General features: G+C 72.9%; 15 protein-coding genes. 10 read left to right on the forward strand and 5 right to left on the reverse strand.

All coding sequences use genetic code 11. The features are described 5' to 3' along the window. Nucleotides 1–7 precede the first annotated feature (7 nt). From ACZ7LE_RS23915 to ACZ7LE_RS23930, 4 genes are all read left to right on the forward strand, one after another. Nucleotides 8–1,213, forward strand: a complete 1,206-nt coding sequence (locus tag ACZ7LE_RS23915) for a GtrA family protein (protein ID WP_470405709.1) — start codon at nt 8–10, stop codon at nt 1,211–1,213. Nucleotides 1,214–1,432: 219 nt separating this feature from the next. Next, nucleotides 1,433–2,044 carry a 50S ribosomal protein L25/general stress protein Ctc gene (locus ACZ7LE_RS23920; protein WP_470405710.1) on the forward strand — a complete coding sequence of 204 codons (612 nt, stop codon included), beginning with the start codon at nt 1,433–1,435 and terminating at the stop codon, nt 2,042–2,044. A 207-nt stretch (nt 2,045–2,251) separates the two neighbouring features. Further along, entirely contained in the window at nt 2,252–2,857 is a 606-nt protein-coding gene (pth, locus tag ACZ7LE_RS23925) for an aminoacyl-tRNA hydrolase (protein ID WP_285105733.1), read from the forward strand. Nucleotides 2,858–3,034: 177 nt separating this feature from the next. After that, nucleotides 3,035–6,985 (forward strand): DUF4082 domain-containing protein, encoded by a 3,951-nt coding sequence (locus ACZ7LE_RS23930; RefSeq protein ID WP_470405711.1) that lies wholly within the window; start codon nt 3,035–3,037, stop codon nt 6,983–6,985. A 74-nt stretch (nt 6,986–7,059) separates the two neighbouring features. On the opposite strand, the gene ACZ7LE_RS23935 is transcribed toward ACZ7LE_RS23930, so the two are convergent. The 5 genes from ACZ7LE_RS23935 to ACZ7LE_RS23955 all read right to left on the reverse strand — a co-directional run bounded on the left by ACZ7LE_RS23935 (nt 7,060) and on the right by ACZ7LE_RS23955 (nt 13,201). Then, nucleotides 7,060–7,827 (reverse strand): hypothetical protein, encoded by a 768-nt coding sequence (locus tag ACZ7LE_RS23935; protein WP_470405712.1) that lies wholly within the window; start codon nt 7,825–7,827, stop codon nt 7,060–7,062. A 4-nt stretch (nt 7,828–7,831) separates the two neighbouring features. Beyond that, nucleotides 7,832–8,863 carry a hypothetical protein gene (locus ACZ7LE_RS23940; protein ID WP_470405713.1) on the reverse strand — a complete coding sequence of 344 codons (1,032 nt, stop codon included), beginning with the start codon at nt 8,861–8,863 and terminating at the stop codon, nt 7,832–7,834. Next, entirely contained in the window at nt 8,860–10,227 is a 1,368-nt protein-coding gene (locus ACZ7LE_RS23945) for an MFS transporter (protein WP_470405714.1), read from the reverse strand. Before ACZ7LE_RS23945 ends, ACZ7LE_RS23940 begins: the two co-directional genes overlap by 4 nt. A 92-nt stretch (nt 10,228–10,319) precedes the next feature. Further along, nucleotides 10,320–11,978, reverse strand: a complete 1,659-nt coding sequence (locus tag ACZ7LE_RS23950; protein ID WP_470405715.1) for a Coagulation factor 5/8 type domain-containing protein — start codon at nt 11,976–11,978, stop codon at nt 10,320–10,322. Between the two features lie 143 nt (nt 11,979–12,121). Next, nucleotides 12,122–13,201, reverse strand: coding sequence for an acyltransferase family protein (locus tag ACZ7LE_RS23955; RefSeq protein WP_470405716.1), 1,080 nt, complete (start codon nt 13,199–13,201; stop codon nt 12,122–12,124). Nucleotides 13,202–13,356: 155 nt separating this feature from the next. On the opposite strand from ACZ7LE_RS23955, the gene mfd reads away from it, so the two are divergent. The 6 genes from mfd to ACZ7LE_RS23985 all read left to right on the forward strand — a co-directional run bounded on the left by mfd (nt 13,357) and on the right by ACZ7LE_RS23985 (nt 21,564). Beyond that, on the forward strand, nt 13,357–16,980 hold the full coding sequence (gene mfd, locus ACZ7LE_RS23960; protein ID WP_470405717.1) for a transcription-repair coupling factor: 3,624 nt from the start codon (nt 13,357–13,359) through the stop codon (nt 16,978–16,980). Nucleotides 16,981–17,095: 115 nt separating this feature from the next. Beyond that, entirely contained in the window at nt 17,096–18,025 is a 930-nt protein-coding gene (locus ACZ7LE_RS23965; protein ID WP_470405718.1) for an ABC transporter substrate-binding protein, read from the forward strand. 216 nt (nt 18,026–18,241) lie between these two features. Further along, nucleotides 18,242–18,544 (forward strand): helix-turn-helix transcriptional regulator, encoded by a 303-nt coding sequence (locus tag ACZ7LE_RS23970; RefSeq protein WP_470405719.1) that lies wholly within the window; start codon nt 18,242–18,244, stop codon nt 18,542–18,544. A 23-nt stretch (nt 18,545–18,567) separates the two neighbouring features. Further along, a complete protein-coding gene (locus tag ACZ7LE_RS23975; RefSeq protein WP_377229937.1) occupies nt 18,568–19,821 on the forward strand; it encodes a type II toxin-antitoxin system HipA family toxin in 1,254 nt (417 codons plus the stop codon). Between the two features lie 23 nt (nt 19,822–19,844). Further along, complete coding sequence (gene kynA, locus ACZ7LE_RS23980) at nt 19,845–20,705, forward strand: tryptophan 2,3-dioxygenase (RefSeq protein ID WP_470405720.1); 861 nt, start codon at nt 19,845–19,847, stop codon at nt 20,703–20,705. Beyond that, nucleotides 20,698–21,564, forward strand: a complete 867-nt coding sequence (locus ACZ7LE_RS23985) for an amidohydrolase family protein (RefSeq protein ID WP_470405721.1) — start codon at nt 20,698–20,700, stop codon at nt 21,562–21,564. The genes kynA and ACZ7LE_RS23985 overlap by 8 nt, the downstream gene beginning before the upstream one ends. The last annotated feature ends 189 nt before the right edge of the window (nt 21,565–21,753 follow it).

The raw sequence follows: 21,753 nt of genomic DNA on the forward strand, positions 1-21,753 counted from the left end.
AGGGTCAGTGACCGTCACCGTCGTGGTCCCTACGTTCAACGAGGGACCCAACGTCGCCGCGCTCACGGAGCGGCTCTGCGCCGCCTTCGGGGTGCTGCCCGACGACGGTCGCCGCTCCGGCGTCCCGAGCGGACCCGAGGGCGGCCCCGCTCCGGTGGGGGCTCCGGAGCTGGCCGAGATCCTCTTCGTCGACGACTCGACCGACGACACCCCCGACCGGATCCGCGAGGTGGCGGCCAGCGCACCCGTCCCGGTGCGGCTGCTGCACCGCGACACGCCGCAGGGCGGGCTCAGCGGTGCCGTCGTGGCCGGGCTGCGCACGGTGGACACCGAGTGGGCCGTGGTGATGGACGGCGACCTGCAGCACCCGCCGGAGCTCGTGCCCGCCCTCGTCACGCGCGGGCGGGAGGCGGGCCTCGACCTCGTGGTGGCGTCCCGGTACACGGGCGACGGCGACGCCGGGGGCCTGGACGGCTGGTGGCGGCACGGCGTCTCCATCGCGTCGGCCCTGCTGGCGCGCTCCATGTTCCCGGTCCGGCTGCGGAACGTGACCGACCCGCTCACCGGCTTCTTCGCCGCCCGCGTGGAGCGCCTGGACCTCGACGCCCTGCACCCGCGCGGCTTCAAGATCCTGCTCGAGCTGCTGGCGCGCAACACCCTCGCAGTGGGCGAGGAGCCGTTCGTGTTCGGCGAGCGGTACGCGGGGCACTCCAAGGCGACCTTCAAGACCGGCCTGCGCTACCTGGAGCAGCTCGCGGCGCTGCGGTTCGGGCGGATGTCGCGGTTCGCGATCATCGGTGGCTTCGGGGCCGTGCTCAACGTGCTCATCCTGTGGCTGCTCACCGCGCTGAGCGTGCACTACGTGCAGGCGGCGGTGATCTCCGCCGTCGTGACGATCCTGATCAACTTCCTGCTGCAGGAACGCTTCGTGTTCCGGGACCTGCGCGACGAGGGCCGCGGCGTCTGGTCGCGGTTCGCGCACTCGTTCGCGTTCAACGGCACGGAGGCGGCCATCCGGCTGCCCGTGCTGTGGTGGCTGGTCGAGCACACGGGCATGTGGCCCGTGCTGGTGCAGGCGGTGACGCTCGTCGTCGCGTTCCTGCTGCGGTTCGTGTTCCACGTCCAGGTGGTCTACAAGCCCCGGCGCACGCAGCCGGCGATCGGCGTCACACCGCCTCTCGGTGCGGACCGGGCCGACGAGCGGGTACAGTAGTCAGGTTGCCTCGGCGAGGGACGTCTGACGGCCGCGGCGGGACCTGATCCCGCAAGCACTCGGCCGGCGTCCGTGATCGACTGGGCGGCCGTCGGCGGCCCCGGGCGGAGTACCCCTCCAGACCTCGCCCCGCGTGCCCGCTCCGCGCCCGTCACGTGTCCCGCGCCGACGCAGCCGCCATCTTCGAGTTGCACACATATCTTCCAGGAGTGAGTTCCCATGGCCGAGATCAAGCTCGCCGCTGAGCCCCGCACCGAGTTCGGCAAGGGTGCGGCCCGCCGCATCCGCCGCGACAACAAGATCCCCGCTGTCCTGTACGGCCACGGCACCGACCCGGTGCACGTGACCCTGCCGGGCCACGAGTCGATGCTGGCCCTGCGCCAGACCAACGTGCTGCTCTCCATCGAGCTGGACGGCAAGGGCCAGCTGGCCGTCGCCAAGGACATCCAGCGCGACCCGGTCCGCAACGTCATCGAGCACATCGACCTGCAGGTCGTGCGCGCCGGCGAGAAGATCACCGTCGACGTCACCGTGAACATCGTGGGCGAGTCGGCCCCGGGCACCATCCACCTGGTCGAGGCGCAGACGCTGTCGGTCGAGGCCGAGGCCACGCACCTGCCCGAGTCCGTCGACGTCTCCATCGAGGGGCTGGAGAACGGCGCGCAGGTCCACGCCGGCGAGGTCGCCCTCCCGTCCGGCTCCACGCTGCTCACCGACCCGGAGCACGTCGTCGTGCTGATCACCGAGCCGCGCGGCGAGGCCAGCCCGGACGAGGCCGAGGAGTCGGCGGAGTCCGCCGAGTCGGCCGCCGAGGCGCCCGCGGAGGGCTGAGCCCCTCCCGCGACCCGCAGCGTCCCGGCCTGTGCCGGACGTACCGGGTCCAGGCACGACGGGCCGAGGTGGAACGTCCTGACGCGCGCACGAGAGGATCGTGTGCGGCGCGGGTTCCGCCTCGGCCCGACCTGTCTCCGCCGTGCCGTCTCTCCGGCACGGCGCGGCAGCCCGCCCCCGTGAACGCCGTCGTGAAGGGAACATGACATGAGCGACCGGCCCTGGCTCGTCGTCGGGCTCGGCAACCCCGGCCCCAAGTACGCCGGCAACCGGCACAACGTGGGGCAGATGGTGCTGGACCTGCTGGCCGAGCGCACCGGCGCGCGCTTCTCGAAGCACGCCCGGGCCCAGGCCGTCGTCGCGGAGGCCCGGCTCGGGGTGCTGCCCGGCGGGGCCCCCGGCCCCCGCGTGATCCTCGCGAAGCCGACCACGTACATGAACACCTCGGGCGGCCCGGTCAGTGCCCTTGCGAAGTATTACGACGTCGAGCCCGACCACGTGGTCATGGTGCACGACGAGGTGGACATCCCCTTCGACACCATCAAGCTCAAGGTCGGCGGGGGCGAGGGCGGACACAACGGTCTGCGCGACACCACCAAGGCGCTCGGCACCAAGGAGTACCACCGGGTGCGCGTCGGCGTCGGCCGCCCGCCCGGCCGGATGGACACGGCGGACTACGTGCTGCGCGACTTCAGCGGTACCGAGAAGAAGGACCTGCCGATCCTGGTCGACGACGCCGCCGACGCCGTCGAGATGCTGCTCACCGAGGGGCTGCTCGCGGCCCAGGGCAAGTACCACGTCGCCAAGGCCTGAGGCGGCCGCACCGCCGTCCGTCTCGTTCCCGTGCCGGATTCCCCAGGTCGCTCGCGTGACCTGGGGATCTGCCGTGTCCGGCGGGGTCTGACAGCGGTGTATGCAACCGGGTGAACCGGGGGTGATCATGCCGTCCTGGCAGGGCCCAACCGGCACGGGCGATCCTAGGGTGGCGATGTGGGCAGCACCTTCGCACTTTCGTCACACCGGACCCGCCGGGGCCGTCGCCCCCTCGCGGCCTTCGTGGTCGCCGTCCTCGCGGCCTCGTCGGCACTGCTGGCGGTGGTTCCCGCGGCGACCGCGGCCGACCCGTGCGGGTCGGGGGGCAACCCGGTCGCCTGCGAGAACTCGAAGCCGGGTACGTCCCCCGACGTGTGGGACATCGACCGGTCCGGCGACGCCAGCATCCAGGGCTTCGCCACCCAGATGAGCGTCGACACCGGCAGCCGGGTCGACTTCAAGATCGACACCGACGCCCGGGCGTACACGATCGACATCTACCGCACCGGCTGGTACCAGGGGCTCGGGGCGCGCAAGATCACGTCGGTCTCGCCCAGCGCCACGCTGCCGCAGCGGCAGCCGGAGTGCGCCTGGGACGAGACCACCGAGCTGGTCGACTGCGGGAGCTGGGGCGTCTCGGCGGGTTGGAACGTTCCGTCGACCGCTGTGTCCGGGGTGTACATCGCCCTCCTGACGAGGACGGACACCGGCGGCCAGAGCCACATCACCTTCGTCGTGCGTGACGACGGGTCCACCTCCGACGTCGTCTTCCAGACGTCGGACACCACGTGGCAGGCCTACAACACCTACGGCGGGTCCAGCTTCTACACCGGCGGCGCCAACGGGCGCGCGTACAAGCTCAGCTACAACCGCCCGTTCGCGACCCGCGGGCTGGAGAACGGCCGGGACTTCTACTTCAGCGCCGAGTACGCGATGGTCCGGTTCATGGAGCAGAACGGCTACGACGTCACCTACATCGCCGGGGCGGACACCCACCGCGACGGGGCCCGTCTGCTCAACCACAAGGCGTTCCTGTCCGTGGGGCACGACGAGTACTGGTCCGGCCCGCAACGGGCCGCCGTCGAGCAGGCTCGGGACGCGGGCGTGCACCTGGGCTTCTTCGCGGGCAACGACATGTACTGGCGCACGCGCTGGGAGCCCTCGGCGGCCGGCCCGTCGACCAGCCACCGCACCCTCGTCTCGTACAAGGAGACCTGGGGCCGGGCCAAGATCGACCCGTCCAGCGAGTGGACCGGGACCTGGCGCGACCCCCGGTACGCGAGCGCGGCCGCGGGCGCCGGACGCCCTGAGAACGGCGTGATCGGCACCCTGTACACGACCAACTACTCGGACCTGCCGCTCACGGTCACGTCCGAGGACGGCAAGCTGCGCATCTGGCGTGGCACGACCCTGGGCTCGCTGCCCGCGGGGACCTCCCAGGCGCTCGCGCAGCACACGGTCGGGTACGAGTCGAACGAGGACCTGGACAACGGCTTCAGACCGGCGGGCCTGATCCGGATGTCGACGACGGTGGGCAACGTGCCGGAGTACCTGCAGGACTTCGGCAACACGGTGGCGCCCGGCGTCACGAAGCACACCATCACCCTGTACAAGGCCTCCAGCGGCGCCCTGGTGTTCTCCGCCGGGACGGTGCAGTGGGCCTGGGGCCTGGACCAGGAGCACGACGGGAACGGCGCGCCCGCCGACTCGCGGATGCGCCAGGCGACGGTCAACCTCTTCGCGGACATGGGCATCCAGCCGGCCACCCTGGCCTCGGGCATCACCCCGGCGACGCGGACGACGGACACCACCGGGCCGACCACCCAGATCACGAGCCCGGCCGGGGGGCAGACGTACCGCGGCGGGGCGAGCGTGACCGTCACGGGCACGGCCACGGACGCCGCGGGCAAGGTGGCCGGCGTGGAGGTGTCGCTCGACGGCGGCAAGTCCTGGCACCCGGCCGAGGGCCGCGCGAGCTGGAAGTACACCGGTCAGGCCTTCGGGTCGGGCGCGACGCAGCTCCGCGCCCGGGCGATCGACGACTCCGCGAACACGGGGGCCGTGGCGACGGTGGGCGCGCAGGTGACCTGCCCGTGCACCGTGTTCGGCACCACGACGCCGCCGACCGGCCCGGCCGACGACTCGTCGGCCGTCGAGCTGGGCATGCGGTTCGTGCCCACGGACAGCGGCTACGTGAGCGGCGTGCGGTTCCACAAGACGGCGGCGAACACGGGCACCCACTTCGGGGCGCTCTGGAGCGCCTCCGGCGAGCAGCTCGCCCGGGTGCAGTTCACCGGTGAGACGGCGAGCGGCTGGCAGGAGGCGTCGTTCACCAGCCCCGTCCCCGTCGTCGGGGGGCAGGCGTACACGGTGTCCTACACCGCGCCCAACGGCGGCTACACGTCGAGCCCGTGGGCCTTCCAGACCAAGGGGCGCGAGGCCGGGCCGCTCACCGTCGAGGGCGGTTTCGGTGCCGCGCCGGCCGGCCTCTACGGCGCGCCCGGCACGGTCCCCACCGAGAACTGGGACAACGCCGCCTACTGGGTGGACGCGGTGTACACGACGAACGACAGCTCGCCGCTGGTGGCCTCCTCGCGGACCCCGGTCCCCGGTGAGGTCAGCGTGCGCCTGGACGCCCCGGTGCGGATCACGTTCTCCAAGAGCGTCGTGGCGTCGTCGATCAGCATGGCGCTGACCGACCAGGCCGGCGTGGCGGCCCCCGGGACCGTGGCGTACGACGCCGCCACCCGCACGGCCACGTTCACGCCGTCGTCCCCGCTCGCCGGGTTCGCCACCTACAAGATGGTGGTCTCCGCCCGGACGACCGACGGCACCACGCTGTCCGACGGCGGCACCTGGAGCTTCCGGACCCTCCGCCCGCCGTCCACGACGTGCCCCTGCGGTCTGTTCGACGAGACGACCGTGCCGGGCGTCACGGCAGCGGCCGACAACGCCGCCGTCGTGCTGGGCATGCGCTTCACGCCGCGGGTGACCGGCAAGGTCTCCGGGCTGCAGTTCTGGAAGTCGACCCAGATGGCGGGGCCGTTCGTGGCGACCCTGTGGGGGCCGAGCGGCCAGGTGGTCGCGCAGAAGACCGTCTCGGACCCGGTGCCGCAGGGGTGGCAGGACGTCACGTTCGACACGCCGGCCGACGTGACCGGCGGCCAGGAGTACACGGTGGGCTACCGCGCGCCGTCGGGCCGCTACCCGGTGACGCTCGGCGCGCTCGGCGCGGCCCGGACAGTCGGGGACCTGAGCTCGCCGCAGAACGCGGGCGTGTACCTCTACGGCTCCGGCCGTCCGACCACCCAGACGTCCTCGTCCTACCTCGTCGACGTGCAGTTCGAGCCGGCCGCCGCCGCCCCGACCATCACGTCGCGGACGCCGTCCGCCTCCGCGGTCGACGTGGCGACGAGCACCAAGGTCTCGGTCACGGCCTCGCAGACGTTGGCGACCGCCGGCACGACGCTGACGCTGACCGGCCCCGGCGGGCAGGCGGTGTCCGGCAGCCTGGCCGTCTCCGGCACGACGGCGACGTTCACGCCCGGGAGTGCCCTGACGCCCGGCACGGCCTACACGGCGGCGTTCACCGGGAAGACGTCCGGCGGGCAGACGCTCGGGCCCACCTCGTGGTCGTTCACCACGAAGGCGGCCGACGGCCAGTGCCCGTGCACGATCTTCGGCGCCGCCGTGCCGCCGGTCGCGTCCGCGGACGACGGCGCGGCCGTGGAGCTCGGCACGCGGTTCACGGCGAGCCGCAACGGCTTCGTCACGGCCGTGCGCTTCTACCGCGGGCCGGCGAACACCGGCACCCAGACGGTGTCGGTGTGGAACTCCGCGGGCACGCGCCTGGCGACGGCCCAGGCGGCGTCGGGCGGGAGCGACGGCTGGCAGACGGTCACCCTGGCCCAGCGGGTGGCGGTCACCGCCGGGAGCACGTACACCGTGTCCTACCTCGCGCCCAACGGCGGCTACGCGGCGGGGTCGGGCTACTTCTCCCAGGCGCGCACCGTCGGCCCGCTGACGGCGCCCGCGAACGCCGGCACCTACCTCTACGGCGGCGGGTTCCCGCAGTACACCTGGCAGAGCACCGGGTACTGGGTGGACCCCGTGTTCACCGACCAGTAGGACGACGCCGGTGAGGCGCCGGTGAGGCGGACGCTGCCGTGCCGGGCGGCGTCCGCCTCACCGGTGTGCCGGGCTCAGCGCGCCGTGAGCGTGGCGAACACCGTGACCGCGCACCCGTCGCCGGCGCGGACGGTGGTGAGCACCACGCTCTCGCCCTTGCGGGCCAGGTCGACGGTGGTGCGGCGCGGCCGGTTCGTCGTGTCCTGCTCGGCGAAGCCGCCGGAGGTGAACCAGGAGCGGTAGTCGAGCAGCACGTCGGTGCACGCGGCGTCGACGGTCGCGTCGAGCGTGACCTGGTAGCGGCCGTCCGCCCCGGTCACGGAGCTGGAGTCGACGTCGGCCCCCTTCGGCACGAGCACGACGTCCTCGGGGAAGCCCGCCACGAGGCCGGCGGCGCTGCCGGTCTGCTGTCCACCGCCGAGCCGGCCCGCGGCGGGTCCGGTGGCGTTGCCCAGGCCGTTCGCGGGCGACCCGTCCTGCGACACGGGCGGGATCACCTCGCTGCCGTCGCCGCCGCTCTGCCCGTCGCTGCCGCCGTCCGGCATGGGCGCCGTGGCCCCGGTCCTCGTCGGCTCGGTCTCGGGTTCGGCGCTCGGCTCCGCGCTCACGCCCGGTTCCGTGCTCGGCTCGGCCGACCCGGTGCCGCCGTCGTCCGGCTCGTCCGACGGCGTGGCCGGGGCCGTGCCCGGACTCGTCGCGGAGGCGGTGCCGTCGTCGGGCGTCCGGCTCGCCTCGGGCGTGCCGGTGCAGCCGGTCAGGACCAGGGCCGCGGCCAGCAGCGGGGCGGCCGCGGTACTCCTGGTCGCGATGCTCCGCGCGGTGCTCCTACGGTTCGTGCGCATGGTGTCATCCCCTGACCACGCTCGGGGACCAGGCCTGCGGGATCGCGACGGCCGGAGCCGTCGAACCGTCCGCGGGCAGGGCCCAGACGTCGGTGGTGCCCGGCTCGTCGGCGCGGGGCAGCCCGTACAGGATCGTCGTGTCGTCGAGCCAGGTGATCTGGTCGTCGACGTTCCGCTCCTCGCCGTCGAGCACGGTGACCGCCATCGTGTCGAGGTCCAGCACCGCCGGGGTCCAGTGCGGGGTGGCCGCGCCGGGCTCGCGGGCGTCGTGCTTGAACGCCAGGCGGGTCCCGTCGGGCGACAGCGAGGGGCACTCCACGCCGTCGAGCAGCGTGACGAGGGTGCGGTCGTCCAGGTCGCCCCGGACGAGCCAGGTGCGGCCGAGCGACTGCGACTGGACCGTCGCGTAGAAGGTCCGTTTGTCCACGAAGGTCACGCCCCACACGTTCCGGTCCACGGGGGCCACCGGCTCGCCGTCGACGAGCAGCGTGAAGTCCTCGAGGTTGCCGGACACGTCGGAGCCGTCGGCGCGGTGCACCGTCGTCTCCGTGGAGAAGCCCGTCGTGGCGTACGAGTGGCCGGTCACGAACGCGGTGGTGGCCACCAGGCCGTCCGGCGAGAGCCGGGTGCGGCTCGGGACGCCGGGCAGCGGCCAGCTCGCCGTGGGCTGCCACGCGTCGTCGAGCACCTCGGCCTCGTAGGTGGTGACGACGCCGCGGCGGGTGTGCAGGCAGACCGTCGTCTCGCCGTCGGTGTCGACGCGGTCGCAGACGGCGGGCGTCACCTCGCGGGGACCGGACAGGTCGTCCAGCGCGACGGCGGACACCCTGCCGTACAGCTCGCCGGGCGCGGTGCCGCGGAACAGCACGTGCGGGCCGTCCAGCACGTCCTCGGCCACCTCGACCGCGCTGGGTGCGGCCTGCTCGGCCCGCGCGCGCAGCACCTCGGTGGTGACGTACCAGCCGGTGCCGGCCAGCACCACCACGGCCAGCACGCCGAACGCCGTGCGCCGGCGCAGGGTCGGGCGCGGGCTCATGCGGGGGACCTCCGCAGCACGTAGGCGCAGACCGGGACGGCCAGGACGAGCGCCGCCGTCGCGATCCACAGCGCGTCGACCCGGCCCGTCGCGTACCAGAGCACGCCGAACCCGGCGGAGGCGGCCATCCGCGCGACGGCCGTGACGGTCTGCGCGGTGCCGATCGCGGTGCCGCGCACGGCCGCGGGGACCAGCGCGCTGGTCAGCGCGGACAGCACGCCGTCGGTCGCGGCGTAGAAGGCGCCGAGCAGCACCAGGGCGACCACCGTCGTCGTCGTGCCCGCGAACGGGGAAGCCGCGCACGCGTAGGCGGCCGCGAGCAGCACGTGCCCCCAGACCAGCACGCGGGCCCGGCCGAAGCGGTCCGCGAACCGGCCGACGGGCGCGGCGAGCAGCATGTACACGGCGTTCGTGCCGACGTAGAGCAGGGGGAACCACTGCGTCGCGAAGCCGTCGCGGTCCTGCAGCGCCAGATAGACGAACCCGTCGCCCACGGTCAGCAGGCCGAGGAGCCCGGCGACGACGAGGAGGCGCACCGTGGCGCCGCCGCGCAGGAAGCTCCACGAGAACGGCCGCCCGGCGAGCTCCAGGCCGCCCGGTGCCTCGCACGTGCAGCCCTTGCACTTGGGCAGCCCGCGGGACTCGCGCGTGCGGTGCGTCCGCAGCCAGGCGGCCTGCCGGGGCCGCAGGTCCGGGACCAGGAGCACGAGGGCGCCGACGCCGAGCACCGCGGCGCCGAGCGAGATCACGAAGACCGTCGTGTAGCCGTCCGGGATGGCCCAGAGCACCACGAACGCGAGCAGCGGGCCGAGGGCGGCTCCCGCCGTGTCCAGGGCCCGGTGCACCCCGAAGGAGCGCCCGAGGTTGCGCGGGTTGGCGGACGCGGCGATCAGGGCGTCGCGCGGTGCCGTACGCACGCCCTTGCCCACCCGGTCGGTGACGACGAGGCTCGCGACGGCCGGGAGGCCCGCGGCGAACAGCAGGCCGACCCGGGTCAGGGCCGACAGCCCGTAGCCGACGGCGGCGACCCACTTGGGCCGGTCGGTGCGGTCCGCGGCCCAGCCGCCGGCGACCCGGACCAGGGCGCCGGCGCCCTGGACGAGCCCGTCGACCACGCCGTACGCGACCACCGACAGGCCGAGCGCGGCGGTGACGTACAGCGGCAGGATCGCGGTGACCGCCTCGGAGGAGACGTCCGTCAGGAAGCTCACCACGCCGAGCGTGACCACGGTGGACGAGACCCGTCCGGCGCGGCGGCGCGCGGCGTCCTGCCGGGCGGGAGGTCGCGCGCCCGGCCGTTCGGGGGACGGAGTTCCGGTCGGTGTGCCGGTCCCTCCCGGAGCAGCGCGGAGGAGCCCTGACATGTCGCTCAGGCTACGACCGGGGGCCCCGGTCCCGACCGGTCAGGCAGGGGTGAACTGGGTTTCTCACCCGGGTGAGGCGACCCCGTGCGGGGTCAGTGGGCCTCCGCCCCGGCCCACGTCGTCAGGTAGCTCTCCGGGCCGCGCGACAGGTCGTCGACGAGGTCCTGGCCACCCACGAGCCGCAGGTCCTCGACGTAGTCGGGCACCAGCCCGTAGTGCGCCACGCCGTCGACGTTGACGTCCCAGGTGCGTTCGCCGGTGGTCTGCCGGTCGAGCAGCGTCCCGCCGTCGAACGACCGGAACGGGTAGGTGACGGGGTTCGCGGCGGCGTCCGCCCGGGGCGGCGGCGTGCCGCCGAACCCGTTCATGTCGAAGCCGAACCCGATCCCGGCGCCGTACCGGTCGCGGACGGGCGCGGTGCGCTCGTACTCCGCGACGAGCTCCTCGGTGGCGTGGCCGTAGATCGTGGCGAACCCGCCCAGCGCGTAGAGGCGGTCCAGGTAGCTCTCGTCCATCCAGGAGTGCGTCGACAGCACGCCGGGATAGCCCTCGTCCTCCAGGAGGTCGAGGGTCTGGCTGGCGGCCTTCGCGCTCATGTGGTCGACCTCCACCATCATGTTGCGCTCGACCAGGCCGCGGACGGCGTAGGCGCCCAGCCCCGTCAGGCCGCGGGTGTTGCAGACGGTGCCCGGCGGGTAGAGGGGCAGGACCGGCGGCAGGTCGTCCTCCAGCTCGGGCGGCAGCTCGCCGTTGCCCGGGTTGTTGTCGTGCGGCTGGTCCGCGGGGCAGGAGCGCGCGTCCCACCAGGTGCCCGTGGACAGGAACTGGCCGGCGTTGATGACCGTGCCCAGGGTGCCGGCGTCGAACCGCACGCCGCACAGCGCGTTGTCGAACTTGTGGCACAGGTACATCGAGCGCACACCGAGGGCGTGGAGCTCGTCGAGCCCGGCGTCGATGTCCGCCCGGGAGCAGTTCGGGATGCGCAGGGTCTGCTTGCAGCCGAACGGCTCCGACGTCTCCACGCCGAGCACGACGGCCAGCTTGCCCTCCTCGATCACCTGGCGCGCCTGCGCGCTGCTGGTCACCACCCGGAACCAGCCGCGGCCCGGCCCGCCGTACTGCTCGTCGACGTACGCCTGGAGGTCGTAGGTGTCGCGGGCCTGGCGGCGGATCGCCGTCATCTCGTCACAGCTCTGGTAGGTGCCCGGGTTGATCGAGCACAGCAGGCCGTTGGTGACCAGGTCGTTGACGAGCACGCGCTGCCCGCCGCGCCAGGCCCGCTCCACCCAGCGGTAGTACATCTGCTGGTGGGTGAGGGAGTCGTGGGCGGGCCAGTCGGCGAAGGTGGGCCAGCCGGTCGTGTCGTGCGTGCCGATCGGGGAGCCGTCCCGGGTCAGGTTCTCCAGCAGCGCGCCGAGCCCGTGCGGCTCGTGCGACGGGCAGTCCCGCAGCGCCGTCCCGATCCCCTGCTCCGAGAACACCTTGCCGCAGACGGCGGCGCCGCCCATGCCGTCCTGCATGAACAGGTGGCTGTGCGCGTCGATCAGGCCGTACACCGTCCCGTCGGGCCGGGTGCCGGTGAACGGCGTCCCGGTCGCGTTCACCTCGGACTCCGGCGTGGGGAGCGTGGGTTCGGGCAGGGCCTGGGGCGCGCCGTCCGTGGCCGACGCCGGTACCACCACTGCGGTGCCGCCGAGGCCCAGGGCCAGCAGCGCGGTCACGAGGACCGCCGTTCGTCTGATGCGTCGCACGAGACCTCCCGGAGGGCCAGGGCGAGGCCGCGGCTCCGCCGTCAGGACGGCGCCGTCGCCGTACTGAGGGTGAAACAGTAACAGGCAAGTCGCTTACGGGGTAGATATCCGGCACGTCCTGGTAGCGGGCCGGGCCGGCCCCGTCAGCGGGTGCCGCCGGCCAGCCATCGCGGCGGCGCGAACAGCCAGCGCGCGCCGATGCGGGGTGCGAGCGCGCCCAGCCCCAGCCCGACGGAGATCGCCGTCGCCCACAGGACCACGGGCAGCCACTGCGACTGCGGCGCGGGAATCCAGATCGCGTTGCGGTACAGCAGGCAGAGCAGCGCGAGCACCACCGACGTGTGCGTGACGAAGACCGGCAGCGTGCGCGAGCCGATCCAGCGCAGCCCGAGCGCGCCGGGCACCCGGGAGACCAGCACGCTCACCGCCACGCCGGCCGGCACACCGGCGACGTTGGCCAGCAGGTACAGCCCGGGGACGTCGGACAGGCCGAGGTCACGCACCGTGATCTGGATCCCGAGCCAGAGGCCGACGGCGAGGAGCGCCCAGAGCCAGGTGACGCGCTCGGCGAACCGTTCGAGCAGCGGCCGCAGGTGCAGGCCCGCCAGGAAGAAGACCGCGAACTGCGCCGTGCCGCGCCACGCGATGCTCTCCGGCTCCCAGCCGGCCAGCGCCCACCCGCTCACGGCCGCCGCCGCCACGAGCTGCACCGGCACGGGCACCCGGCGCAGCAGCCGCGCGAGCACGAAGAACGCGGCCAGCGTCCAGAGGAACCACAGCTCCGACCGGGGGACCAGCAGCGACCAGGCGAGGTCGTGCGCGAGGGTGCCCCAGTCGGCGTCCGCCACCTGGTAGTAGCCCGTGAGCAGGCGCACCACCAGGGAGATCGGCTCCCAGAGCACGAAGACCCAGGCGAAGTGGAGCAGCTTGCCGCGGGCCAGCCGCGACCACGGCACCGCCGTCCACTTCCCGGCGAACATGCCGGCCACCGCGAAGAACAGTGGCATGCGCAGGCTGCGCAGCGTCTCGTTGACCTCGCGCAGGACGCTCACCTCGTAGCCCGTGGACCACGTCCAGTTGGTGGCGTGGTAGAGCACCACCAGTGAGATGGCGAGGCCGCGCGCGGCGTCGGGCCAGGCGAGGCGGACGGCGCCGCGGCGCGCGACGGCGGCGTCGCGCGCCGCGGGTGTGCCGTGCCGCGGGGCACCGGAGGGGGTGAACATCGCCGGTCATCGTAGGACAGAGCGGGACGGAAGGCACCGCAAACCGCGGTGTCAGTGCCCAGGAGTAGCCTGGACCCAGCCCCTCACCGCATGTGCCCTCCCCGGGTCATGCCCGTGAAGGGCCCGTCGTCGTGCGCCCTCGAAGGAACAGATCTATGAACCTCACCTGCCTCCTCCCCACTCTTCTGCGCGATCCCGGCGCGTCCGCCGCCGTGGAGCACGTGCGCACCCGCGGCTTCGCGGACGTGGTGGGCCCGGTGGGGGTGCGTCCGCCGCTGCTGGTGGCCGCGGCCGAGCGGCGCCCCCTCGTGGTCGTGACCGCGACGGGCCGGGAGGCCGACGACCTGGCTGCGAGCCTGCGCGGCTACCTCCCGGAGGAGCGGGGCGACGAGGTCGCCGTGCTCCCCGCCTGGGAGACGCTGCCGCACGAGCGGCTCAGCCCGCGCGCCGACACCGTCGCCAAGCGCCTGGCCGTGTTCCGCCGGCTCGCGCACCCGGCCGAGGGGCACGGGCAGGCGAGCGAGGTCCGGCTGCTGGTCATGCCCGTCCGGGCCCTGCTCCAGCCCGTCGTCGAGGGCCTGGGGGAGCTGGCGCCCGTCCAGCTCGAGACCGGTACCACGGCCGACCTGACCGACGTGGCCGAGCGGCTCACCGCGGCCGCCTACACGCGCGTGGACATGGTGGAGCGGCGCGGCGAGTTCGCGGTGCGCGGCGGCATCCTCGACGTGTTCCCGCCCACGGAGGACCACCCGCTGCGGTGCGAGTTCTGGGGCGACGAGGTCACGGAGATCCGCTGGTTCGCCGTGGCCGACCAGCGCAGCCTGGAGATCGCCGAGCACGGCGTCTGGGCGCCGCCGTGCCGCGAGATCCTCCTGACGGACGCCGTCCGGGCCCGCGCGGCGGACCTGGTCGAGACGCTGCCGGGCGCGGTCGAGATGCTCGACAAGCTCGCCGCCGGCGTGGCCGTGGAGGGCATGGAGTCGCTCGCCCCGGTGCTGGTGGACCGCATGGTCCCCGTGCTGGAGCTGGTGCCCGACGACGCGCTGCTCGTGGTCAACGAGCCCGAGCGCGTGCGCCGCCGCGCGCACGACCTGGTGGCGACCACCGAGGAGTTCCTCGCCGCGGCCTGGACCGGCGCGGTCGCCGGCGGCGCGGCGCCCATCGACCTGTCCGCGGCGTCCTTCGAGACCTTCGCCGAGGTGCGCGAGATCGCCGCCCGGCGCGGTCTGGGCTGGTGGACCCTCTCCTCCTTCACGCAGGACACGGAGCTGGCCTCGCTGGTCGAGCCTGTCGAGACCCAGGTCTCGGCAGGCTCGACCGACGGCGGGTCCGAGACCGTGTTCACGATCAGCGCGCGCGACGTCGAGTCGTACCGCGGCGACCTCGCACGCGCCCTCGACGACGTGCACGTGCTGCAGGTCGCGAGCTGGCGGCTCGTGCTGACCACCGAGGGGCACGGGCCCGCCAAGCGCATGACCGAGCAGCTCTCCGCGGCCGGCACCGCGGCCCGGCTGGCGGTGTCGCTGGAGGAGGAGCCCGAGCCCGGCGTCGTGCACGTGCTCGCCGGCGGCGTGGGCAAGGGCTTCGTGGCCCCCGAACTGCAGCTCGCTGTCTTCTCCGAGCAGGACCTGACCGGACGGGCGGGCGCGAACACCCGCGACATGCGCCGCATGCCCAGCCGACGCCGCAACGTCGTCGACCCGCTCCAGCTCAAGGCGGACGACTACGTGGTGCACGAGCAGCACGGCGTCGGCCGGTTCGTGGAGATGGCCCAGCGCACCATGGGCACCGGCGGCAACCGGGCCACCCGCGAGTACCTCGTGATCGAGTACGCGAGCAGCAAGCGCGGCCAGCCGGGCGACCGGCTGTTCGTGCCCACCGACCAGCTCGACCAGGTCACCAAGTACACGGGCGGGGAGTCGCCGTCCCTGTCCAAGATGGGCGGCGCCGACTGGAAGAACACCAAGGCCAAGGCCCGCAAGCACGTGCGCGAGATCGCGAGCGAGCTGATCCGGCTCTACAGCGCGCGCATGGCGACCGAGGGCCACGCCTACGGCCCCGACACCCCGTGGCAGCGCGAGCTGGAGGACGCGTTCGCCTACGTCGAGACGCCCGACCAGCTCGCCACCATCGACGAGGTCAAGGCCGACATGGAGAAGTCCGTGCCGATGGACCGCCTGGTCTGTGGCGACGTCGGGTACGGCAAGACGGAGATCGCCATCCGGGCTGCCTTCAAGGCGGTGCAGGACGGCAAGCAGGTCGCCGTGCTGGTGCCCACGACGCTCCTGGTGCAGCAGCACTACGAGACCTTCTCCGAGCGGTACACCGGCTTCCCCGTGACCGTGCGTGCGCTGAGCCGCTTCCAGTCGGCCAAGGAGTCCGAGGAGACCCTCGCCGGGCTCAAGGACGGCAGCGTCGACATCGTGATCGGCACCCACCGGCTCATCACCGGGTCCGTCGCGTTCAAGGACCTGGGCCTCGTGGTCATCGACGAGGAGCAGCGCTTCGGCGTCGAGCACAAGGAGACGCTCAAGCAGCTGCGCACCAACGTGGACGTGCTGGCGATGTCCGCCACCCCGATCCCGCGCACGCTGGAGATGGCGGTGACGGGCATCCGCGAGATGTCCACGCTGGCGACGCCCCCGGAGGAGCGCCACCCCGTGCTCACCTACGTCGGCGCGTACGAGGAGAAGCAGATCGCGGCCGCCCTGCGCCGGGAGCTGCTGCGCGAGGGCCAGGTCTTCTACGTGCACAACAAGGTGGAGACCATCCAGCGCGCCGCGTCCCGCCTGAACGAGCTCGTGCCCGAGGCCCGGATCGGCGTGGCCCACGGCAAGATGAGCGAGCACCAGCTCGACCAGGTCATCCGCGCCTTCTGGGAGAAGGAGCTCGACGTCCTGGTGTGCACCACGATCATCGAGACCGGCCTGGACATCTCCAACGCCAACACCCTGATCCTGGAGCGCTCCGACATGCTGGGCCTGTCCCAGCTCCACCAGCTCCGCGGGCGCGTCGGCCGCGGGCGCGAGCGCGCGTACGCCTACTTCCTGTACCCGCCCGAGAAGCCCCTCACCGAGACGGCGCACGACCGGCTCGCCACCATGGCCGCCCACACCGACCTCGGCGCGGGCATGCAGATCGCCATGAAGGACCTCGAGATCCGCGGTGCGGGCAACCTGCTGGGCGGCGAGCAGTCCGGGCACATCGCCGGCGTCGGCTTCGACCTCTACGTCCGCATGGTCGGCGAGGCCGTCTCCGCGTTCCGCGGCGACACCGAGGAGGAGACCCCCGAGGTCACCATCGAGCTGCCCGTCGACGCGCACCTGCCCGAGTCCTACATCGCCACCGAGCGGCTGCGGCTGGAGGCGTACAAGAAGGTCGCCGCCGCGCACGACGCCGCGGCGCTCGCGGAGGTCCGCGCCGAGCTCACCGACCGCTACGGCGCCCTGCCCGAGGTCGCGGGCGCGCTGTTCGACGTCGCCGACTTCCGCAACCACGCGCGGGAGGCCGAGCTCACGGACATCACGGCCCAGGGCAAGTACATCCGGTTCGCGCCGGTCAACCTGCCGGAGTCGGCGCAGCTCCGGCTCAAGCGGCTCTACCCGGGCACCATCCTCAAGCCGGCCATCCGGGCGATCCTCGTGCCGTTCCCGACGACGGCGCGGATCGGCGGACGGCCCCTGCGCGGCACCGAGGTGCTGGAGTGGGCCCGGGGCCTCATCGACGCGGTGATTCTGGCGGACGTGGCGGCTGCCGCTAAGGTCGGCACACGCTCGTGACCCCAGGCCTCGCGTCCGTGGGATAGGTGAAACTCGAATTCACAGCAACTCACCCGGACCGTATAGGCTCCACCCGCGTAACCCGCTCATCATGTCGTTTCGTGGAGGACACCGCATGGCACTCGGACATCGCGTGCGTGGACACCGCGCACGCGCGGTCATCGGCTCGATCGCGGCGCTGACCGCGCTCGGCGGCCTGCTGACCGGCTGCGCGACCGATTCCGCCGAGTCGGCGGAGGGCAGCGCCCAGACGGTCGAGGTGCACCCGGAGCTGCAGGCGATGCTGCCGGGTGAGCTGCGGGCCAAGTCGGCGCGCATCGCCGTCGGCACGGAGTCGGGCTACCCGCCCTTCGAGTACACGAACGAGGCCGGCCGCATCGTCGGCTTCGAGATCGACCTGTTCGACGCCGCGTCGAAGCGGCTGGGTCTGAAGTACAACTTCGTGGACATGCCGTGGGACTCGCTGGTCACCGAGCTGTACGCGAGCAACGTCGACGTGGTGGCGGCCGCGATGTCGGACACCCCCGAGCGGCAGGCCAACTCCGACTTCGTCGACTACTACAACGACAGCGACGCGATCATGGTCCCGGCCGGCAACCCGGAGGGCATCAAGAACCTCAAGGACCTGTGCGGCCGCACGGTCGCGGTCCTCGTCGAGACCACGCAGGCAGAGGCACTGGCGGCGCTGAACGCCAACCAGTGCCAGGCCAAGCCGGTCACCGTGCTGACCTTCGAGACCGACGCCGACGCGCTCGCGCAGGTCCAGGCGGGCAAGGCGGACGCGGAGCTCACCCAGTGGTCGACGGGCGCCTACAACGCCAAGCAGGTCGGCTCGGGCGACATCTTCGAGGTGGCCAACACCGAGATCATCAACCCGACGCCGCTCGGGTTCCGGTTCCTCAAGGGCGACGTCGAGATGGTGCGGGCCTACCAGGCCGCGGTCCAGAGCATCATCGACGACGGCACCTACGCCGAGATCCTGGAGAAGCACGACCTCTCCGCCGGCGCCCTGACGACGGCCACGATCAACAACCAGCAGCCGTGACGCAGCGCTGAACGCTTGCACCGAGCGGGCCGTCCCACACCGTGGGGCGGCCCGTTCTGTGTCTCCGGGAGGTCGCCCGTGCGCCCCGCCGACGTCCTGCCGGCGGGCCGTCGCGACACCTCCCTCGGGGCGCTCGCTCCGCATCGCGAAATAACGGCCACCCTGGTGACCGTTAGGGGGCCCTTCGGCTAGCCTGATAACCGAAAGGAGAAAGTCATGGCCAGAACATCCCTCCGCACCCAGCGCGATCTCACGTCGCTCGGCGACCACGTGCGCGCCTGGCGCAAGATCCACGGCCTCACGGCCCAGCTCGTCGCCGACCGTGCGGGCATCACGCGCACGACGCTGCGAGCCATCGAGACCGGCACGGGAACGGTCAGCCTCGAGAACACGTTCGCGGTCCTGCGGGTGCTCGGCATGGCCGACGCCGTCGTCGGCGCGAGCGACCCCCTGACCACCGAGATGGGCCGGTTCCACGCGGAACGGGCCCTGCCGCAGCGAGTCAGGATCCCCAGCTGAACCAACCGGGAAGGTGATCGCCGATGTCGATACGTGTCGAGGTCGAGCTGCCCGGCGGCGGACAGGTCCGCGCGGGTGACCTCGACATGCATCTCAACCGGGGCGGCGCGCTCGTCGGCTGCACGTTCCGCTACGACGCTGCGTACCTCCGCGACCCGCGCGCGTACCCGCTCTGCCCCGAGCTGCCTCTGACGCCGGGCAACATCCCGTCGGGCAGCGACCGGCCGCTCTTCGGCGTCCTCGCCGACTGCCAGCCCGACCAGTGGGGCCGCACCCTGCTGTTCAACGCGGAGCGGCGCGCCGCCCGCGCGGAGGGCCGCGGCTTCATGACGTTGACCGAGGTTGACTTCCTGCTCGGCGTGCAGGACGAGACCCGCCTGGGTGCGTTGCGCTTCTCGCTCGACGACGGCAAGACGTTCATGGGCCCGCCCCGGGCGGAGGTTCCCGACCTCGTGGACCTGCCGTCGCTGACCGACGCCGCGGACGCCGTCGCGCAGCACCGCGAGACCGACCACGACGTGCGGCTCCTGGTCGCGGCCGGGACCTCGATGGGCGGTGCCCGCCCCAAGGTGACCGTGAAGGACGCCGAGGGGGACCTGTGGATGGCCAAGCTGCCCGAGACCGGCGACCGGTGGGACGTGCAGGCGTGGGAGTACCTGACGCTGCGACTGGCCTCGGACGCCGGCATCGAGGTGCCCGTGGCGCGGCTGCACCGCATCGGCCCGTCGCGCTCCATCCTGCTCACCCGGCGTTTCGACCGGCGGCCGGACCGCGGGCGGATCGGCTTCCTGTCCGCGGACAGCCTCACGCAGAAGGCGTTCTTCGAGGTCATCGACTACCGCACGCTCGCGGAGACGCTGGCGGACCACTCGGGGCGGCCGGCCACGGACGGGCACGACCTGTTCCGCCGCGTCGCGTTCACGCTGCTCGTGCGCAACGTCGACGACCACATGAAGAACCACGGGTTCCTACGGCGCGCGGACGGCTGGTCGCTGTCGCCGCTGTTCGACGTGAACCCCAACCCGTTCGCCGTCGTGGAGTCCACGCCGCTGCGCCCAGGCAGCACGCGGATCGACCGGGACGTGCGCGTGCTGCTGGCCACGGCCGACTCCTACGGCCTGCGGCAGGACGACGCGCGGGGGGTGCTCGCCGAGGTGGCCGCGGCGACGTCGGGCTGGTCGCGGATCGCGCGCGACATGTCGCTGCCGCCGGAGGAGATCGCGCTGATGGCGGAGGCGTTCGAGAACCCGAACCGGGACGAGGCCCAGGCGGCCTGACGGCTCGGGGTTACGCTCGCCCCATGAGCGGCAACACCCGGCCCATCGAGGCCTCCATCCGTACGGACTTCCGCGACGAGATGGACTACGGCTCCTACCTGGGGCTCGATGCGCTCCTGTCGGCGCAGCACCCGGTGAGCGACCCACCGCACCACGACGAGCTGCTGTTCATCATCCAGCACCAGACCACGGAGCTGTGGCTCAAGCTGGTGGTGCACGAGCTGCGCGGCGTGCGGCGGTTCCTCGACAGCGACGACCTGCCCCGCGCCCTCAAGGGCCTGGCCCGGGTCAAGCACATCCAGCGCACCATCACCGAGCAGTGGTCCGTCCTGGCGACCCTGACCCCGAGCGAGTACGCGGAGTTCCGCGGGTCCCTGGGGCAGTCCTCGGGCTTCCAGTCCCACCAGTACCGGGCCGTGGAGTTCCTGCTCGGCAACAAGCACGCCGGGATGCTCCAGGTGTTCCGGGACAAGCCGGAGATCCACGCCCAGCTCGCCCAGCTGCTGGAGGAGCCCACGGTCTACGACGCCTTCCTCCGCCTGCTGGCGCGGCGCGGGCACGCGGTCCCGGCCGAGATCCTGGAGCGCGACGTCACGCAGGCCTGGACCGAGCATCCCGAGCTGATCAAGGTCTTCAAGACGATCTACGAGGATCCCCACGCCTACTGGGAGCTGTACGAGGCGTGCGAGGACCTGGTCGACATCGAGGACGCGTTCCAGCTCTGGCGGTTCCGCCACCTGCGCACGGTGCAGCGCACCATCGGGTTAAAGACCGGCACGGGCGGCTCCAGTGGCGTCGGCTTCCTCAAGCGGGCGCTGGACCTGACCTTCTTCCCCGAGCTCATCTCGGTCCGCACCGAGATCGACGGCCCGCTCGGTGTCTGAGGCGGTCCCCGGCACGCGGCCCGGCACGACGCTCCCCGGCGTCGTCGACCACCACGTGCACCTGGGCCTGGTCGACCGGACGCCGCTGGCCGACGGGCCGATCGTCGAGGTGCACGACCTCGGCTGGGACCCGCGCGAGGTGGCCGCCTGGGCGGCCGCGCCGCCGTCGGGCCTCCGGATCCGGTACGCCGGACCGTTCCACACCGCGCCGGGCGGGTACCCCACCGGCCGCTCGTGGGCGCCGGACGCCGCGGTGCGGCACGTCGCCTCCCCGGGCGAGGCCGCGGGAGCGGTGGCCGACGTCGTCGCCGCGGGCGGCTTCGCGGTCAAGGTCGCCCTCCACGCGGGCATGTCCCTGCTGCCCGACGACGTGCTGCGGGCGCTCGTGGCCGCAGCGCACTCGGCGGGGCTGCCGGTCCTCGTCCACGCCGAGGGTGCGGGCCAGGCCGAGCGGGCGATCGACGCGGGCGCGGACACGCTGGTGCACGTGCCGTGGACGGAGCCGCTGCCGGCCGAGGTGATCGCCCGGGCAGCGCGGATGACCTGGATCTCGACCTTTGCGATCCACGACGCGCCCGGCGGGTCGGCGGGGTTGGACCGGGCGCTCGACAACGCGCGCCGGTTCGTCGCGGCGGGCGGGCGCCTCGTGTACGGCACGGATCTGGGCAACGGGCCCGCGCCGGCCGGGGTGAACGAGCGCGAGATCGAGCTGCTCGGTGCCGTGGGCCTGACGGGGGAGGCGCTGCGCCGCGCCGTCGTCGGCCCGCTCGATGCCGCCCCCGCGTTGGCCGCCCCGCTCCCGGTGCCGGAGACGGCGTCCGACCTGATCGCCTGGCTCCGGGCCTCCACCCGGCTCTGAGCTCTGCCGCCCACCGCCGGTCGAGCTTGTCGAGACCCCATCGCTGGTCGAGCTTGTCGAGACCCGGGCCTCGACAAGCTCGACCAGCGACTGCTCGACCAGCGGCTACCGCCTCCTACCTCAGTTGCGGTTGATCGTGAACGTCGACGTCGGGTTCTCGATGTCGCGGAAGTTGTTCCCGAACGTCAG

The sequence above is a fragment of the Promicromonospora sp. NPDC110617 genome, from assembly GCF_055598465.1.

Excerpts from the sequence above, each read along its gene's own strand:
- ACZ7LE_RS23970 (WP_470405719.1), top strand. The coding sequence starts at position 18,242 with ATGGCCAGAACATCCCTCCGCACCCAGCGCGATCTCACGTCGCTCGGC.
- ACZ7LE_RS23975 (WP_377229937.1), top strand. The coding sequence starts at position 18,568 with ATGTCGATACGTGTCGAGGTCGAGCTGCCCGGCGGCGGACAGGTCCGC.
- ACZ7LE_RS23945 (WP_470405714.1), bottom strand. The coding sequence starts at position 10,227 with ATGTCAGGGCTCCTCCGCGCTGCTCCGGGAGGGACCGGCACACCGACC.
- ACZ7LE_RS23965 (WP_470405718.1), top strand. The coding sequence starts at position 17,096 with ATGGCACTCGGACATCGCGTGCGTGGACACCGCGCACGCGCGGTCATC.
- ACZ7LE_RS23920 (WP_470405710.1), top strand. The coding sequence starts at position 1,433 with ATGGCCGAGATCAAGCTCGCCGCTGAGCCCCGCACCGAGTTCGGCAAG.
- pth (WP_285105733.1), top strand. The coding sequence starts at position 2,252 with ATGAGCGACCGGCCCTGGCTCGTCGTCGGGCTCGGCAACCCCGGCCCC.
- ACZ7LE_RS23955 (WP_470405716.1), bottom strand. The coding sequence starts at position 13,201 with ATGTTCACCCCCTCCGGTGCCCCGCGGCACGGCACACCCGCGGCGCGC.
- ACZ7LE_RS23940 (WP_470405713.1), bottom strand. The coding sequence starts at position 8,863 with ATGAGCCCGCGCCCGACCCTGCGCCGGCGCACGGCGTTCGGCGTGCTG.
- ACZ7LE_RS23935 (WP_470405712.1), bottom strand. The coding sequence starts at position 7,827 with ATGCGCACGAACCGTAGGAGCACCGCGCGGAGCATCGCGACCAGGAGT.
- kynA (WP_470405720.1), top strand. The coding sequence starts at position 19,845 with ATGAGCGGCAACACCCGGCCCATCGAGGCCTCCATCCGTACGGACTTC.
- mfd (WP_470405717.1), top strand. The coding sequence starts at position 13,357 with ATGAACCTCACCTGCCTCCTCCCCACTCTTCTGCGCGATCCCGGCGCG.